14 protein-coding genes are annotated in these 16,810 nt (G+C 63.5%); 7 read left to right on the plus strand and 7 right to left on the minus strand.

From position 1 onward, the window contains the following. The first annotated feature begins 41 nt into the window (after positions 1 to 41). Positions 42 to 191: a DUF3096 domain-containing protein gene (locus tag AC04SH_RS05840; protein WP_080680904.1), complete on the plus strand. Its 150-nt coding sequence runs from the start codon at positions 42 to 44 to the stop codon at positions 189 to 191. A gap of 8 nt (positions 192 to 199) precedes the next feature. On the opposite strand, the gene AC04SH_RS05845 is transcribed toward AC04SH_RS05840, so the two are convergent. Beyond that, positions 200 to 1,015, minus strand: a complete 816-nt coding sequence (locus tag AC04SH_RS05845) for an alpha/beta fold hydrolase (protein ID WP_488574297.1) — start codon at positions 1,013 to 1,015, stop codon at positions 200 to 202. Between the two features lie 259 nt (positions 1,016 to 1,274). On the opposite strand from AC04SH_RS05845, the gene AC04SH_RS05850 reads away from it, so the two are divergent. From AC04SH_RS05850 to AC04SH_RS05865, 4 genes are all read left to right on the plus strand, one after another. After that, on the plus strand, positions 1,275 to 1,499 hold the full coding sequence (locus AC04SH_RS05850; RefSeq protein ID WP_112563740.1) for an aa3-type cytochrome c oxidase subunit IV: 225 nt from the start codon (positions 1,275 to 1,277) through the stop codon (positions 1,497 to 1,499). Between the two features lie 81 nt (positions 1,500 to 1,580). Next, the gene (locus AC04SH_RS05855; RefSeq protein WP_488574298.1) at positions 1,581 to 2,828 is read left to right on the plus strand and encodes a Re/Si-specific NAD(P)(+) transhydrogenase subunit alpha; all 1,248 of its coding nucleotides are present in this window, start codon (positions 1,581 to 1,583) and stop codon (positions 2,826 to 2,828) included. Further along, positions 2,825 to 3,253: a proton-translocating transhydrogenase family protein gene (locus AC04SH_RS05860; protein ID WP_352555873.1), complete on the plus strand. Its 429-nt coding sequence runs from the start codon at positions 2,825 to 2,827 to the stop codon at positions 3,251 to 3,253. The genes AC04SH_RS05855 and AC04SH_RS05860 overlap by 4 nt, the downstream gene beginning before the upstream one ends. A gap of 6 nt (positions 3,254 to 3,259) precedes the next feature. Then, positions 3,260 to 4,657: an NAD(P)(+) transhydrogenase (Re/Si-specific) subunit beta gene (locus AC04SH_RS05865; RefSeq protein WP_488574299.1), complete on the plus strand. Its 1,398-nt coding sequence runs from the start codon at positions 3,260 to 3,262 to the stop codon at positions 4,655 to 4,657. 72 nt (positions 4,658 to 4,729) lie between these two features. Here AC04SH_RS05865 and AC04SH_RS05870 read toward each other — a convergent pair whose 3' ends face one another. Beyond that, complete coding sequence (locus AC04SH_RS05870; protein WP_488574300.1) at positions 4,730 to 5,647, minus strand: hypothetical protein; 918 nt, start codon at positions 5,645 to 5,647, stop codon at positions 4,730 to 4,732. A gap of 344 nt (positions 5,648 to 5,991) precedes the next feature. Between AC04SH_RS05870 and AC04SH_RS05875 the strand changes: the two genes are divergently transcribed. Next, entirely contained in the window at positions 5,992 to 7,431 is a 1,440-nt protein-coding gene (locus tag AC04SH_RS05875) for a hypothetical protein (RefSeq protein WP_488574301.1), read from the plus strand. 77 nt (positions 7,432 to 7,508) lie between these two features. On the opposite strand, the gene gyrB is transcribed toward AC04SH_RS05875, so the two are convergent. From gyrB to AC04SH_RS05890, 3 genes are all read right to left on the minus strand, one after another. After that, positions 7,509 to 9,980, minus strand: a complete 2,472-nt coding sequence (gene gyrB, locus AC04SH_RS05880) for a DNA topoisomerase (ATP-hydrolyzing) subunit B (RefSeq protein WP_488574302.1) — start codon at positions 9,978 to 9,980, stop codon at positions 7,509 to 7,511. A 145-nt stretch (positions 9,981 to 10,125) separates the two neighbouring features. Further along, positions 10,126 to 12,756, minus strand: a complete 2,631-nt coding sequence (locus AC04SH_RS05885; RefSeq protein WP_488574303.1) for a caspase family protein — start codon at positions 12,754 to 12,756, stop codon at positions 10,126 to 10,128. Between the two features lie 82 nt (positions 12,757 to 12,838). Beyond that, positions 12,839 to 13,408 (minus strand): NADPH-dependent FMN reductase, encoded by a 570-nt coding sequence (locus tag AC04SH_RS05890; protein WP_488574304.1) that lies wholly within the window; start codon positions 13,406 to 13,408, stop codon positions 12,839 to 12,841. A gap of 217 nt (positions 13,409 to 13,625) precedes the next feature. Here AC04SH_RS05890 and AC04SH_RS05895 point away from each other — a divergent pair, with 217 nt between their 5' ends. Further along, positions 13,626 to 14,996, plus strand: coding sequence for a cytochrome P450 (locus AC04SH_RS05895; protein WP_488574305.1), 1,371 nt, complete (start codon positions 13,626 to 13,628; stop codon positions 14,994 to 14,996). A gap of 15 nt (positions 14,997 to 15,011) precedes the next feature. Here AC04SH_RS05895 and AC04SH_RS05900 read toward each other — a convergent pair whose 3' ends face one another. Together AC04SH_RS05900 and AC04SH_RS05905 are read right to left on the minus strand one after the other, a co-directional pair. After that, positions 15,012 to 15,992: a complex I NDUFA9 subunit family protein gene (locus AC04SH_RS05900; protein WP_488574306.1), complete on the minus strand. Its 981-nt coding sequence runs from the start codon at positions 15,990 to 15,992 to the stop codon at positions 15,012 to 15,014. A 163-nt stretch (positions 15,993 to 16,155) separates the two neighbouring features. Continuing rightward, positions 16,156 to 16,608, minus strand: coding sequence for a DoxX family protein (locus AC04SH_RS05905; protein ID WP_488574307.1), 453 nt, complete (start codon positions 16,606 to 16,608; stop codon positions 16,156 to 16,158). Positions 16,609 to 16,810: the final 202 nt, after the last annotated feature.

Raw genomic sequence — 16,810 nt, forward strand, 5'->3', positions numbered from 1 at the left:
GAAGACACGACTCCGACGCTCCCCACCGAAAGGAACCCTACATGCACATTTCCCAGCTTGCGCTCACCCCGCTGATCTCGCTGATTGCCGGCGTGCTGATCCTGGTGATGCCGCGGCTCCTCAACTACATCGTCGCCCTCTATCTGATCGTCGTCGGATTGCTCGGCCTGTTCCCGCATCTGGCCGGTTGAGAGAAACGTCAGCCGGCGAAAAAGCGAAGCGCCGCAGCCACTATCGTTTCCGGGGCGTCTTCCTGCATGAGATGGCCAGAGTCAGGAACAAGTGTGAGGGCGCAATCCGGCAGCAGGGCGGCGAGCGTCTTGCCACTGTCCGGCGATATCCAGGGGTCCTCCTGTCCCCACAGAAGCGACACCGGGCAGCGAAATTCTCGGTAGCGCTGTTCGACCTCGTCGGTGAAGCATTGGTCCATCTGGGCGATCTGGCGATAGAAGGCCGGCTGGCCGACAGGTCCCATCCAAGGTGCGATGTAGGGCTCAAGCTCGCTATCCGATAGTGGCCTGTAGGCTGCACCCGAAATATAGGCCTTCAAGATCGCCGCCTGGATGTAATCCGGCGTCCCCGCAAAAGCGGCCTCATGTTGCCGGACATGCTGAACAAAGGGCGAGCCCCAAGGACGCACGGCAACCGGGTCGACCAGCAGCAGCCGTTCATAGTCGCAACCGTCGATCAGGTGCGCGCGCAAGGCCGTGGCGCCGCCGAAATCATGGGCAATGACCTTCGGCCGGTCGAGCTTCCAGAAGGCAAGCATTGCCGCCAGCGCCTTGTTCTGAATGCCAAGCGAAACATCCTGACCCGTCCGTTTCTCGGACCGCCCATAGCCCGGCAGGTCGTAGAAATAGAGTGTGTGGTCACGGGCCAGTTCCGGAGCGACCCGGTGCCAGACATGCGAGGAAAACGGCGTTCCGTGGACCAGCACGACGGGCGGACCGGAGCCGGTCCTACCCCACGCGATGCCGGTGCCGTTCCAGTCAAATATCCGTGTCGGCGAGATCATGACGCATCACCGTTCGGCGGGAGCATCAAGCGATGATAGTCGCTCATCCTGTCGCCAGGAACGTGAAATCATCGGTCCAACTGCAATGGCATTGGCGAGGTCGCCTGAGGCGGCCGCAAAACCGGCTTCAGCGCAGCCGTGCTGACGGGTTTCAACATTCCTTTGAGGCTGTTGTCACTGGTCGTGCGGCAATAGCGCCATTGCTCTTGGCCCGGCTTTTCGCTATGTGCCTCAAAGATGTCTTCGAAGGGGTATTCCTATGGCTGATCACACGCCGACCGGTCCTGTCGAACTGGGCGCGAAGATGGATTATGCGGAGCACGACCGCACCTATCACGGCTTTCTGGCGCTGGCCAAATACGGTTCGCTGTTTTGCGGCGCCCTGCTCCTGGCCATGGCTTTCGGCTTCTTTGCAGGCGGCTTCTTCTCGGCGACCATCCTGTTCGTGCTGATCCTGGCCGTCGGCGCCTTCATTCTCCGATAGACTTTCAGACCCTTTGCCGGAAGGCCGCCGGACTCCGGCCGCCATGTTGCGCAAACAGGTTCCAGCCGAAAGGATCATGCGGTGGGACAGACGGTTTTCATCCCTCGTGAACTCGACGCTAACGAGCCGCGTGTTGCTGCTTCGGCCGATACGGTGAAGCGACTTGCGGCGTTGGGGTTCGACGTGATCGTCGAGACCGGCGCCGGCATCAGGTCGCGCATTCCCGACGAGGAATTTGCCAAGGCAGGTGCCGCGATCGGCAAGGCCGCGGATGCCGGCAAAGCCGATGTGGTGCTGAAGGTGCGCCGGCCGACGGATGCCGAGTTGAAGGGCTACAAATCGGGTGCTGCGGTCATCGCCATCATGGATCCCTACGGCAACGATGCTGCGGTCGCGGCGCTGGCCAAGGCCGGCGTCACCGCTTTTTCGATGGAGTTCATGCCACGCATCACCCGCGCCCAGTCGATGGACGTGTTGTCGAGCCAAGCCAATCTTGCCGGCTACCAGGCGGTGATCGACGGCGCATCGGAATATGACCGGGCGCTGCCGATGATGATGACGGCAGCGGGCACTGTGCCGGCGGCGAAGATCTTCATCATGGGCGTCGGCGTTGCCGGCCTGCAGGCGATCGCCACCGCGCGCCGCCTCGGCGCCGTCGTCACCGCCACCGACGTTCGTCCCGCCGCCAAGGAACAGGTCGCCTCACTCGGCGCAAAATTCCTCGCCGTCGAGGACGAGGAGTTCAAGGCGGCCGAGACCGCCGGCGGCTACGCCAAGGAAATGTCCAGGGAATATCAGGCCAAGCAGGCAGCGCTCACCGCTGAGCACATCGCCAAGCAGGACATCGTCATCACCACGGCGCTCATCCCCGGCCGGCCGGCGCCGAAACTGGTGTCGGCAGCGATGGTCGCCTCGATGAAGCCGGGCTCGGTGATCGTCGACCTCGCCGTCGAGCGCGGCGGCAATGTTGAAGGCGCCGTTCCAGGTCAGGTGGTTACTACCGCCAACAATGTGAAGATCGTCGGACACCTCAATGTGCCCGGCCGCGTCGCCGCATCGGCCTCGCTGCTTTACGCCAAGAACCTGTTCGCCTTCCTCGAAACACTGGTCGACAAGACAACGAAGACGCTCGCCATCAACCGCGACGATGACCTAGTCAAGGCGACGATGCTGACCGATGCTGGCCGCGTCGTGCATCCGGCCTTCGCCAAGGCGACGGAAAAGGATCATGTCGAACCTGCGGCGATCCCGGCCAAGACTATGGTCGCCGATGCCGCGCCAAAGAAGGCCGTGCCGAAAAAAGCCGCCAAGCCGAAGGGGATCGCATGATGGACCAGAGCTTGCAGAAAGCCCTCGATCAGCTTGATCAGGCGAGTGCCGCCGTCCGGCTGGCGGTGCAGAACCTGGCCAACGCGCCCGGTGGTGCCGAGGCGGCGGGTGATGCCGCGCACGCCCTGTCGGGTGGCGCCATCGATCCCTTCGTCTTCCGCTTCGCCATCTTCGTGCTGGCGATCTTCGTCGGCTATTACGTTGTCTGGTCGGTGACCCCGGCACTGCACACGCCGCTGATGGCCGTCACCAACGCCATCTCCTCGGTCATCGTCGTCGGCGCGCTGCTGGCCGTCGGCATCTCGGCCTCGGGCATTGCCACCGGCTTCGGCTTCGTCGCGCTGATGCTGGTCTCGGTCAACATCTTCGGCGGCTTCCTGGTCACCCAGCGCATGCTGGCGATGTACAAGAAGAAGGACAAGTAGAGCGCCATGAACGCCAACTTCGCGTCCTTCCTCTATCTGGTCTCCGGCGTCCTGTTCATCATGGCGCTGCGCGGCCTGTCGCATCCGACCACCAGCCGCCAGGGCAATCTGTACGGCATGATCGGCATGGGCATCGCCATTGCCACCACGCTGGCGCTGGCCGTGCCTTCGGCCGGCGGCTTCGGCCTGATCGTGCTTGGCCTGGCCATCGGCGGCGGCGTTGGCGCCGTCACCGCGCGCCGCATCGCCATGACGTCGATGCCGCAGCTTGTCGCCGCTTTCCACTCGCTGGTCGGCCTCGCCGCCGTCATGGTGGCCGCTGCCGCCATCTACGCGCCGGAAAGCTTCGGCATCGGCACCAATGGCGACATCCACGCCCAGGCCCTGATCGAGATGAGCCTCGGCGTCGCCATCGGCGCCATCACCTTCACCGGCTCGGTCATCGCCTTCCTGAAGCTCGACGGCCGCATGTCGGGAAAGCCGATCATGATCGGTGGCCGTCACATCATCAACGCCGTCCTCGGCATCGCGCTGATCGTGCTGATCGTGCTGCTGGTTACCACCGAGGCCAAACTGGTGTTCTGGCTGATCGTCGCCGCCTCGCTGCTGCTCGGCGTGCTGCTCATCATCCCGATCGGCGGCGCCGACATGCCGGTCGTCGTCTCGATGCTGAATTCCTATTCCGGCTGGGCGGCGGCCGCGCTCGGCTTCACCCTCGGCAATCTGGCGCTGATCATCACCGGCGCGCTGGTCGGCTCGTCCGGCGCCATCCTGTCCTACATCATGTGCAAGGGCATGAACCGGTCGTTCATTTCGGTCATCCTGGGCGGCTTCGGCGGCGAGACGGCTGCGGCTGCCGACGACGGCATCGAGCGCACGGTCAAGCAGGGCTCGGCCGACGACGCCGCTTACCTGATGATGAACGCGCAGAAGGTCATCATCGTGCCGGGCTACGGCATGGCGGTCGCCCAGGCCCAGCATGCGCTGCGCGAAATGGCCGACAAGCTGAAGGCCAATGGCGTCGACGTGAAATACGCCATTCACCCGGTCGCCGGCCGCATGCCCGGCCACATGAACGTGCTGCTGGCCGAAGCTAACGTGCCCTATGACGAGGTGTTCGAGCTGGAAGACATCAATTCCGAATTCGCGCAGGCCGATGTCGCCTATGTCATCGGCGCCAACGACGTCACCAATCCGTCGGCCCGTGACGACAAGAGCAGCCCTATCTACGGCATGCCGATCCTCGACGTCGACAAGGCGCGCACTTGCCTGTTCGTCAAGCGTTCGCTCGGCTCCGGCTATGCCGGCATCGACAACACGCTGTTCTACAAGGACGGTACCATGATGCTGCTCGGCGACGCCAAGAAGATGACCGAGGAAATCGTCAAGGCGATGGATCACTGATCCCGGCGGAATTTCAAACAACAAAAAGCCCGGCTTCGCCGGGCTTTTTTTATGTTGAACGGCGTGGCCGGTTCAGCGGTTGGTCAGAAAAACCGCTTCCTCGTCATCGCGCTGCCTGCCGCCCAGTGCTGCGGCAGCACTGGCGATGAAGGCGCCGATAACCAGCGACAGGGCGCCAAGCAGAGCGAAGGTGGCGCTGCCTTTCCTGGCGGTGTCGGCGGCCTGCTTTGCCTTGACCTTCGCGTCCTCGACCTTGGCCACCAGTGCATCGACACGCGCCTTGGCGTCGGCCTCCGAGAGACCGGTGCGGGCAGCGACCAGCTGCGACAGATAGGTCTTGTCGTCAGTCGAAATCTCGCCTGCCGCGGCACTGGCGATCAGGATGCGCGAGGCCTGTCCGACCGCTGCCGCATCGCTGTCCGGATTGGCCGCCACCAGCTTGGTGGCATCGGCGGGCCGGAACAACGAATCCACGAGATAGGACGTCGCATTGTCGGCCGATGCGCTGCCGGCATTGGCGGACGCGCCAGCCGATGCGCCCATGGCGGCGCCTGATGCCACTGTGGAAGCCGCTTGGACGCCCGATCCCAGCACGGAGGAAAGCGCCGAACCGAGCACGCCGACGACCAGCAAGGTCGCCAACGCCCAGGCGAGGAAGCCGTGCGCGGTGTCGCGGAAATAGACCTCGTCGGTGTGAACGCCGACCCATTTGGTCCGCAGGCGTCCGGCGAGGTAGCCGCCGACACCGGAGGACAGCCATTGCACGATGATCAGCCAAATCGCTCCGGACACCGCGAAGGTGGTCAGTGACGCGCCGGAGCCGGACCATGGCGAGACCATGGTTAGCCCCAGCCCCGAGCCGAGCAGCATGAGGATGAAGGTCAGCGTCGAGGCCGCGAAGGCGCCGGCGATGATCGGCCCCCAGCTGACGGCTGTGGCGGAGGATTCTTCCGAAGCGGATAGGTCGATAGCCGATACGGTGGGCTGCATCGACGCCTCCTACCGTACGAAAAGCATGATGAGGATGATGATCGGGATCGGAATACCGAGCAACCAGAGCAAAATACCGCGTCCCATGAAAGCCTCCTTGAGAAATCGTGATCTGGTTTCACAATGTCTCTCAGCGACTTCCGTTCCGGCGGGCAATGAAAATGATTTTGTTTGCCGGGAATGGAACTATTGGCGCGTACGCACGCGCCAAGACCGCAAAACTGTGGATTGGTTCACGGAGTTCTGCATCGGCCGCAGTGTATTGTTGGCTCGGGGAAGCATCCGGGGGTAGCATGGAAACAATCCCGTCCAGTCGAACGGGATTGCCGTCAACGGAGACGTTGGTGCCCAAAGCTGTCGCATCGCCGGCTTCCAAAAAAGCGCCGCACAAGCCCAGCCAGGCGGTGGTGATCGTGCATGGCATGGGAGAACAGCGGCCGATGGATACGCTGCGCGGCTTTGTCCACGCGGTCTGGAGCAGCGATCCCACCCGTGCTCCGCCTTACGCCCGGACCCCTGATCCGGCCGACCCCGCCGGCGCCAGGATCAATCAGAGCTGGATCACGCCCGACAGCCGGACCAAGTCGCACGAGTTGCGCCGCATCACCACGCCTTACGATGTCGATGGACGCCGCACTGATTTCTACGAACTCTATTGGGCCGACATCACGCAAGGCACGACGCGGGGCCGGCTGGCCGCCTGGGTGACCAACCTGTTGTGGCGCAAGCCCGCCGATATCCCGCCCGACGCCCGCAAGCTTTATCTTGCGACGCTTTTGATCGTCATCATCATTCTCGGCGCAGCGCTTGTGCTGGCGCTGTCGGCCTCCTTGACCACCAGCCTGGTGGTCACCGCTCTCGCCTCTTTTATCATCTGGGCAGTGGATCAGTTCGCCCTTCCCTATTTCGGCGACGTCGCCGCCTATGTGCGCGCCGAGGCGGCAACGATCGAGAAGCGGGCGCTGATCCGCGACCGCGGCCTGACGCTGCTCAAGACGCTCACGAAGGACGACAGCTACGACCGTATTGTGCTGGTCTCGCACAGCCTGGGGTCGATCATCGCCTATGATCTGCTGCAGATCTTGTGGGCCGAGTTCCGGCCGCGAAAACTGGAAGCGGTCCGCGACAAGGCCAAACTGGAAGCGGTCGAGGCCGTCGACAACGTAACGCTTGGTTCCGATGGTTCAACTTGGCCTGCTGTCGTCAACGACTTAGCTGGATTTCGGCGCGGGCAGTGGGCGCTCTACCAGCAACTGCGGGCCAAGGACGCCGACCATCCGTTGCCGTGGAAGATCAGCGATTTCGTCACCCTTGGCAGCCCGCTCTCCCACAGCGAGTTTCTGGTGACCTACAATCTCGCCGAATTCCGGCGCGGCCTTGCCGAGCGGCTGTTCTCGGCGTGCCCGCCGATTGCCGATGGCGGGAAGGCCGGCGGCACCGTGTTATATCAGGAAGGTCACAGCGCCGCAGGCAAGGCGCAGCGCGCGGTGCATCATGGCGCGGTGTTTGCGGCAACGCGCTGGACCAACGTCTTCGATCGCGGCAATGGCTGGGCGACAGGCGATCCGATCTCGGGACCGATGACGGAAAATTTCGGCCCCGGCGTCGAGAATATCCAGGTCGAGCTGCACGGCTCGCTCGGCCGCGTCTTCACCCACACGCTCTATTGGTCATCGACGGCAACCGGCGGCGAAGTCGCCCCGCCAGCAGGCGCCGCGCCGCGCTCGCATCTGCAAGTGCTGCGCGACGCTGTCGATCTCGGCCGCAAACTGGAACCAGGCTGAGCGGCGGTGTCGAGAGCGGTTCATCGGTGGAGATTGGCCGAAGCCTTCCCGACGAAGCGATAGCGAGGCGCCCGTCCTCAAATATCCAGATTGGCTACCGACAGCGCGTTGTCCTGGATGAATTCGCGCCGCGGTTCGACCTCGTCGCCCATCAGCCGCGAAAACAAGCTGTCAGCATCGGTCGCGTCATTGACCTTGACCTGCAGCAGCGAGCGCACATTCGGGTCGAGCGTGGTTTCCCACAGCTGCTCGGCGTTCATCTCGCCGAGGCCCTTGTAGCGTTGCATGGTCAAGCCTTTGCGGCCGGTCGCAAACACCGCGTTGAGCAGCGCCAGCGGCCCCGAAATGGTTTCGGAGACATCCTTGCGGCGCAGCACCGGCGGCTCGCCATAGACCTCGGTGAGGCGCGGCGCATAGCGGTCGAGCTGGCGTGCGTCGGCCGAATTGATCAGCCCGGCATCGAGCTGCGCGAATTCCTTGACGCTGCGCACCGTGCGCTCGAAGACATAGCCGCCGACGCCTTCATTGGACGTCGACAGGCGGCCGGTCCAGCCGCGCTCGGTGTCCTCGGCGATGATGTCGAGACGCTGGGCGACGCGTTCGGCCATGGCGTTGGCGCGGCCAAGATCGTTGAGCACATCGGCATTGAGCGCGCCGGCGATCGCCGCCTGCTCGACCACGCCCCTGTTGTAGCGCGTGTGCAGGCCGTTGATCAGCTGGCGCACCGCCAGTGCGTCGTCGATGGAGCCGCGCAGATCCTGTCCGGCCCGCGCCTCGCCGGAAGCGAGCGTCAGCGAAGCTTCCTCCAACCCGGAGCCGATCAGGAACTCCTCGAAAGCGCTTTCGTCCTTGATGTATTGCGAGCTTTTTCCGCGTGTCACTTTGTAGAGCGGCGGCTGGGCGATGTAGAGATGGCCGCGCTCGATCAGCTCCGGCATCTGCCGGAAGAAGAAGGTCAGCAGCAAGGTCCTGATATGAGCGCCGTCGACGTCGGCGTCGGTCATCAGGATGATCTTGTGGTAGCGCAATTTGTCGGCGTTGAACTCATCCTTGCCGATCGAGGTGCCGAGCGCGGTGATCAGCGTGCCGATCATCTCGGAGCCGAGCATGCGGTCGAAACGGGCGCGCTCGACATTGAGGATCTTGCCGCGCAACGGCAGGATCGCCTGATTCTGCCGCGAACGGCCGCCCTTGGCCGAGCCGCCGGCCGAGTCACCCTCGACGATGAAGATTTCGGATTTCGCCGGGTCGCGTTCCTGGCAGTCGGCCAGCTTGCCGGGCAGCGAGGTGACGCCGAGCGAGCTCTTGCGGGTGATGTCGCGCGCCTTGCGCGCCGCCTCGCGCGCCGCGGCCGCCTGGATCACCTTGTCGATGACCACCTTGCCTTCGGTCGGGTGTTCTTCCAGCCAGGTGCCGAGCGCCTCGTTGACCAGGCCTTCGACCACCGGACGGACTTCTGAGGAAACGAGCTTGTCCTTGGTCTGCGAGGAAAACTTCGGATCCGGAACCTTGACCGATAGCACCGCTGTCAGCCCTTCGCGGCAATCGTCGCCGATCAGCGCCACCTTTTCCTTCTTGGTCAGACCCGAGGACTCGCCATAGCCGGTGATCTGGCGCGTCAGCGCGCCGCGGAAACCGGCCAGATGGGTGCCGCCATCGCGCTGCGGGATGTTGTTGGTGAAGGCCAGCACGTTCTCGTGGTAGCTGTCGTTCCACCACATCGCCACTTCGACGGTGATGCCGTCGCGCTCGGCCTTGATGGCGATCGGCTTGTCGATCAGCGGTTTCTTGACCCGGTCGAGATATTTGACGAACTCCTCCAGGCCGCCATCATAGTGCAACTCGTGGCGCACGACGTCGGCATGGCGGGCATCGGTCAAAATGATGCGCACGCCGGAATTCAGGAAGGCGAGTTCGCGCAGTCGGTGCTCCAGCGTGCCGAAATCGAACTCGACCATGGTGAAGGTCTCGGACGACGGGAAGAAGGTGATTTCGGAGCCGCTGCGCCCTTCATAGGTGCCGGGCTGCTTGTTCTGCTCGTAACTGCCGGTGGCCTTGAGCGGCGCGTCGGAATTGCCATGCGTGAAGCTCATCTCGAAAATCTGGCCGTTGCGGCGGATTTTCAGCTTCAGCCAGGCCGACAGCGCATTGACCACCGAGACGCCGACGCCGTGCAAGCCGCCTGACACCTTGTAGGAATTCTGGTCGAATTTGCCGCCGGCATGCAGCTGCGTCATGATCACTTCGGCGGCCGAAATGCCTTCGCCGGTGTGGATATCGGTCGGAATGCCGCGGCCATTGTCGATAACGGTAACCGAACCGTCGGGATTGAGCGTCACCGTCACCAGGTCGGCATGGCCGGCCAGCGCCTCGTCGATGGCGTTGTCGACCACCTCATAGACCATGTGATGGAGGCCCGAGCCGTCGTCAGTGTCGCCGATATACATGCCCGGCCGCTTGCGGACGGCGTCCAACCCCTTCAAAACCTTGATGGAATCGGCGCCGTATTCGGCTTCGGCGCCGTTGGTGTTGTCGCTCTGATCGCTCATGAAAACCTGTTGTCTAGATGCCGCTTATGCAGCGCGAAAAATCGGCCCCGAATCGCGCTTCTGATATTGCCTAGATATAGGCGCTAAAGGCGGTTTTTCCAAGGTTTGCAGGGATTTCCAGCCTAAATCCCCAACCGGCATCCGGCTATTTTTTTCGGGCGTTGGAATGGGCCAGAAGGTTGCGCAAATATTTGATCATGAATTTGTCTCCGGGCGCCAGCCGTCCCGTACGGTCGAGCTCCAGCGTCAGCTTGAGCGCCTTGGTCAGCGCCGCCTTCGGATCCCTCGCCACATAGGCATAGGCGACGTAGGCTCGCGCCAGATCGATTTGCCACATCGCATTGTCCGGATCGGACTGGGCCAATTTCTGGGCAATGGCGAGGCTGGCCTCGAAGGCCGCCTTGGAGCCCTCAAAGTGACGTCGGTCGGTTTCCAGATAGCCGATCTTCTGCAGGGTGATCGACATATCGCGCTGCCAGTTCGAATTGGCAGGATCCAGCCTTGCCAGCCGGTCGGCTATAGCAAGACTGTCCTGATAGTTTTGCAAAGCACCACTGGCATCGCCCTGCTCTCTAAGTACCTCGGCGACCTGTTCGAGACATACAGACAGGTCGCGCTGCCAGTCCGTGTTGCCGGGATCGATGGCGGCAAGGTCGCGCGCCGTGGCCAGCGCCTGCTGGAAGGACTCCAGCGCGAGCGGCCAATCCTTCTGGTCGCTGTAAGCTTTGCCGATCTTGGCGTAACCGACCGACAGGTCGCGCTTCAAATCGGTGTTGTTTGAGTCGCGGCGCACAAGCGCTTCGGCGATCCCCTGGCTCTTGTTGTAGGCGTCGAGCGCACCGGCAGCGTCGCCACGCTCGCGCAGAACGTCGCCGATCCTGGTGTAGCTGACGGAGACAGCGTGCTGGTGCCTGGGGTCATCGGGTTTATTCTCGGCCAGTGCCAGCCGAATTCTCAGGCTCTCTTCGAATGCCGTTTGGGCGCCATCCAGCTGGCCGGCGGTGCGGGCAAGATCGCCGATTTCGTCATAGGTAATGGTCAGGTCGCGCAGCAAATAGACGCTGTTCGGCTCGGCATCGGCCAATTGCTGCTTGATGGCGAGGCTTTGCTGATAGGCCTGGGCTGCCGCAGCCACATCGCCTTGCGTCGCCAGCACATTTCCGATCTTGTCGTTCGCCGTGGCCAGATCGCCGAGCCAGTCTTTTTTGTCACGGACCTTTGCGGTCAGATCCCGCAGCATGTCCCTGGCCGCCTCATAGTTTTCCAGCGAAGCCGACAGGTCGCCTTGCGCCATCTTTATGTTGGCGAGCTTGATATGGCTGATGGCGAGATCGCGTTTGACGCTGGGGTCGATTTCCTGACGCGCCCGCTGCTCGAGATTGGCCAGCAGTGCGGTGAAGGCGCGGCCGGCTGCTTCGACATTGCCGACGGTCGTATAGAGGATACCGAGTTCTTCCAGCGTGCGGCTCTGCCGATCGGCCTGTTCCAGGCTGAGCGAGGTCTGCCCGGCCTCGCCATAGAGCGACAGCACCGTTTCATAGTCCTTTATGGCGGTGGCATAGTCGAGGCCGGCGCGCGCCGCGCCGCCTGACAGAAAGCGCGTCGCGGCCTCGGACAGTGTGCGGCTGACGAATTTGGACTTCAATGCGTTGCGCGAGACATTGTCGATGTCGGCGGCCTTGGCAAGGATCGTGCGTGCGCCATCGAAGGCGCCGAGCGACAGCTGCTCCTCGGCCTGCCGGCGCAGCGCCGTCACCGCCGGATCATCGGCGGCCAGGGTCTTCATGTCGTCGCGCACCTTGACGAAAGCGCCGGCGGCCTCGCGCAGCCGGGCGTCCAGGCTTTCGCCGGAGAGATGGCTGGTATCGGTGCTGATCAACGCGCCATAGAGCGGCGCCAGCGGCATGTCGGCATCGCTGGCGACCCGTTCGACCGCACCGCGCATCTCGGGCGTCACATCGGCCATAGCGAGCAGCAGCCGTTCGCGCTCCGGCAATTGCTCCTTGGCCGCCGAGGCAAAGAACAGCTTCGGCAGTCCATTCTCGACATAGGGCAACTGCTTGCCGCGGCTGAGGTCATAGACCTCCTGCTGCACCAGCGTCAGCACCGAGCGGATTTCGAGCCCATCCGTGCCGAGATACTTCGTCAGCGCCGCTGTAAAGGGCGAATTCGCGCCGGTTCCGTCGGCGGCCGTCTCGCCGGGCGCTGCCGAGAAGGCGAACAGGATGTTTTCCGCCTTGCCGATGCGCCCGAGACCCGGCTTGACCTGGTCCACCAGATCCTTGATCAGCGATGTCGCGCCGCGCCCGTCGCCGCCAGTCCCAGAGAACGGATCGCTGCGACAGGCATCGAGCACGATCAGCCCGACCTTGGCAGTGGCTGCCACGGCATCGCGCACCTCTTCCAGCGGCAGGCTGGTCTTTTCCAGCTGGTCGAGCGAGGAGGCGTCGGCGTCGACCGGCAACAGCCGGTTGTCGCCGGAGATTTCGACGCCGTGGCCGGAGAAATAGACCAGCGCCACATCGGCGCCCTTGGCGTCCTCGCGAAAATCGTCGAGAGCGCGGCGCATACGCCTGAGATCGCGGTTGGTTTCGAGAACGACCTCGAAGCCAAGCTTCTTCAGCGCCGCTTCCATCGCCTCGCCGTCATTGACCGGATTGGAGAGCTTGCGCACCAGCCGATAGTCGTCATCGGCAATGACCAGCGCCACGCGCCGCTCCGCCACGGCGATAGCGGTGGTCGCAAGCATCAGCAGCAAGGCAAACAAAAACCGCAAGTCGAACCGCCCCCGGCTCAGTCACCTGCCGACCATTCCACCTCTTTATGGCATGAGCAAGCCGGGCCGAAAACCGGCTGCTTTACGCCTCCCGCATCGGCTTCAGCGCCTCGCTCCAGCGCGACAGCTCGTCAAGCATGGCTTTGGTTCCGCCCTGCACCTGCTCGCTGGCCTTGAAGGAGCCGTCGCTCTCCAGCAGTTTCTGGTAGAGCGGCAGCGCGACGCCTTCGGGGATCGGCATGATGCCGACCGAAGTCAGCAGCGGCTTGAGTGCTTGCGCGGCGCGCAGGCCGCCGGAGACGCCGCCATAGCTGAAAATGGCGGCTGGCTTGTATTTCCATTCGCGGAGGAGGTAGTCGATGGCGTTGACGATCGCCGGGGCGACGAAATAATTGTACTCCGGCGCCACGAACACAAAGGCGTCGGCGGCATCAATGGCCTTCGACCAGGCTTTGGTGTGGTCGTTCTGATAATTGCCGAGCCTCGGGTGATGCGGTTCGTCCAGCACCGGCAGCTGGAATGCGGCGATGTCGGTCAGCACCGGTTCGAATTTGCCGTGTTCGCGCGCAAAACCCTCCAGCCAGTGGGCGAAGACCGGCCCGGCACGGCCGGGCCGCGTGCTGCCGATGATGATGTTCAGCTGGTGCTTCAAGGCGGGCTCTCCTGGGCGGTTGGCAGTATCTGTTGGTGACTGTCCCCTACTGCAGAGTGGCCAGCTGGACAAGGCGCAGCCGTTTCACAGGCGGTCACGATCCGATGAACAGACCGTCAGTCGAAGCATGCCCGCGATGCAGGGTTCCGGTCTGCCCTTCGGTCACATGGACGCCCCGATTGCCAGCCACTACATTGAGGCATCAGCGGAGTACCTCATGGACACGCAGCCCGCTCCCTTCGTGCCACCGGCGCCCAAGCCGCGTACGACGCCGCCTTCGACGCTTGAGATGATGCGGATCGTCTACCGCAATCCGCTCGAACTGTGGGGCGAGCACACCTACAACGAACCCTGGATTTCGGCGAATGGCGTCGGCGGGCATTTGATCGTCGCCAACGATCCCGGCCTCATCAAACACGTGCTGATCGACAACGCCAAGAACTACAAGATGGCGACGGTGCGCCAGATGATCTTGCGCCCGATCCTGCGCGACGGCCTGCTGACCGCCGAGGGCGAGGTGTGGAAGCGCTCGCGCAAGGCGATGGCGCCGGTGTTCACGCCGCGCCACATCTTCGGCTTTGCCGAGCCGATGCTGCGCCGCACGATGCAGTTCGTCACCCGCTACGAAAGTGGCGGCATGTCCGATATCGCCCATGACATGACGCTGCTGACCTACGACATCCTGGCGGAAACGCTGTTTTCCGGCGAGATCTCGGGCGAGCCCGGCAGTTTCGCGCAGGAGATCGACCGCCTGTTCGAGACCATGGGCCGTGTCGATCCGCTCGATCTGTTGCGCGCGCCCGAATGGCTGCCGCGGCTGACCCGCATCCGCGGCCGCAAGACCATGGCCTATTTCCGCAAGATCGTCACCGACACGGTCAAGATGCGCGAGGAACGGTTGAAGCGCGACCCCGACACCGCGCCGCAGGATTTCCTGACGCTTCTGCTCAGGGCCGAAGGCCCGGACGGGCTGACGCGCGCCGAGGTCGAGGACAACATCATCACCTTCATCGGCGCTGGCCACGAGACGACTGCGCGGGCGCTGGGCTGGACGCTTTACTGCCTGGCCGAAGCGCCGTGGGAGCGCGAAAGGATCGAGCGCGAGATCGATGCGGTGCTGGCGCGCGAGCCCGACCCGACGAAGTGGCTGGATGCCATGCCCTTCACCCGCGCCGCCTTCGAGGAGGCGCTGCGGCTTTATCCGCCGGCGCCGTCGATCAACCGCGAGCCGATCGAGACGGAGACCTGGAACGATCTGGTGCTGCCCAAGCGCGCCGCCGTGCTGGTAATGCCCTGGGTCGTGCACCGCCACAGAAAATTGTGGGACAGGCCCGACGCCTTCATGCCGGAGCGGTTCCATCCAGGAAATCGCGAGAAGATCGACCGCTTCCAATATCTGCCGTTCGGTGCCGGGCCGCGCATCTGCATCGGCGCCAGTTTCGCCATGCAGGAGGCGATCATTGCGCTCGCCATCATGCTATCGCGCTTCCGCTTCGATGTGACGGCCGAAACCAAACCCTGGCCGGTGCAGAAGCTGACGACGCAGCCGCAGGGCGGCCTGCCGATGCAGGTGACACGACGCGTTTAGGGCGTGACGCCTTGGTTACGCGATCCCTGCGGGTTTGCGCTGGAACTGGCCGGCGGCGCGGAAACGCCAGAGGTAGCTCGGCAGGATGGTGCCGATCGATTGCGGCTGGATGTCGAGGCCGGCAAGGGTCCGGTTGGCCTTGGTGGCCGCCTCCGAGACGATGTTGTGCTCGCGCAGCTGCAGCACCTGGTCCTTGGTCAGCAGCGGATTGGGCAGCAGGCCGAGGATCGAGGCCTGCAGATTGGCCACCCACCACGGCACAGGCACCAGCAGCCGCTTGCGCTCGATGACGGTGAGCAGTTCTTCCATGCATTCCTTGAACGTGAGCACCTGCGGCCCGCCGAGCTCGTAGATCTGGCCGCCCTGGACCTTGCCTTCGACCGAGCGCGCCACCGCCTCGGCGACATCGCCGACATAGACCGGCTGGAATTTGGTGTGGCCGCCGCCGATCAGCGGCAGCACCGGTGAATAGCGCGCCATGTCCGCAAAACGGTTGAAGAAGCTGTCCTCCGGCCCGAAATTGATCGAGGGACGGAAGATGACGGCGTCGGGGATGGTTTCCAGCACTGCTTTTTCACCGAGCGCTTTGGTGCGGGCATAGTCGGACTCGGCGTTAAGGTTGGCGCCCAGCGCCGAAATATGGGTGAGGCCGGCGCCGACCGAGCGCGCTGCCTCGGCCACGGCGCGGGCGCCGAATTCGTGTACGGTGTTGAATTTCTGCCGGCCGGTCTCATGCAGGATGGCGACCAGGTTGATGACGTGGTCGGCGCCCTGTACGGCGCGGTCGACCGACCAGCGCACGCGCACATTGGCCTGTACCGGCTGGATCTGTCCGACATTGCCGAGCGGCTGCAGATGGCCCGCAAGATCGGGCCGGCGCACCGGCACCCGGATGCGGTAGCCGCGCTTGGCCAGCGCCCGCACGATGTGGCGGCCGACGAAGCCGGAGCCGCCGAAGACGACCACGAGCTTGGGGATTTGCAGGATTTCGGTCATGGCTGGCTCCGGCGCTCGAAAGCTTGGCTGAAGCCGTTTCATAGTCCGTTTTGGCTCAAAGGCAAAGGGTGACGCGTCGTCGCTGCCACCCTCCTTTCTGAGCAATTCCAGGAAAAGTGTGAAGCGGTTTTCCGTCCGGAATTGCGTCCAAGTAAAGCACCTTTCAGAAGGCCTTGCCGATGCGCGCGTCGACCGATTGGCGATTGCCGCCGCGGACGACGAAGAACAGCAGGATCGCCGCCCACAGAAGCGACTTTTCGGCGCCGGAAAACCCCTGGCCGACCGTGATCCAGTGGAACCAGACTGTGACCAGCAGCACAAACATGCCGGCGAACGCGGCCGGCCGGGTCAACAGGCCGATGGCGATCAAAATGCCGCCGAAGAATTCGGTGCAGGACAAAAGCAGGGACCAGAACGCACCGGGATAGAAACCGAGGCCCTCGACCATCTCGGCTGCGCCGAACGGGTTGGTGATCTTCTGCGAGCCATGGATGGTGAGAAACCCACCGGCGACGACGCGAAGCAGGGTTTCCACGCCGTCATGCAGCGACGAATACAGGCGGCCAAACGCCGGGATGATCAGTCTGCCGCGGGAAGCGTCGGTGGTTACGGACATCGTAGCTCCTGTTGTTGTGATGACCCCTTGCAAACGCCCGATGGTTCCCGGCAAGTCAAGTTAACAAAAGTTAACTTTCGTCATCATGTTTAGCGCGCCTGGTATGAGACGCAGAAAACCCCGCCGAAGCGGGGTTTTCCGGGTGACGCAACGGTCGAGACAGGGCTCGAGGCGGCTGACCTGAGACGGCATACGCCCGCCC

It is taken from the genome of Mesorhizobium sp. CNPSo 4688 (assembly GCF_057784295.1).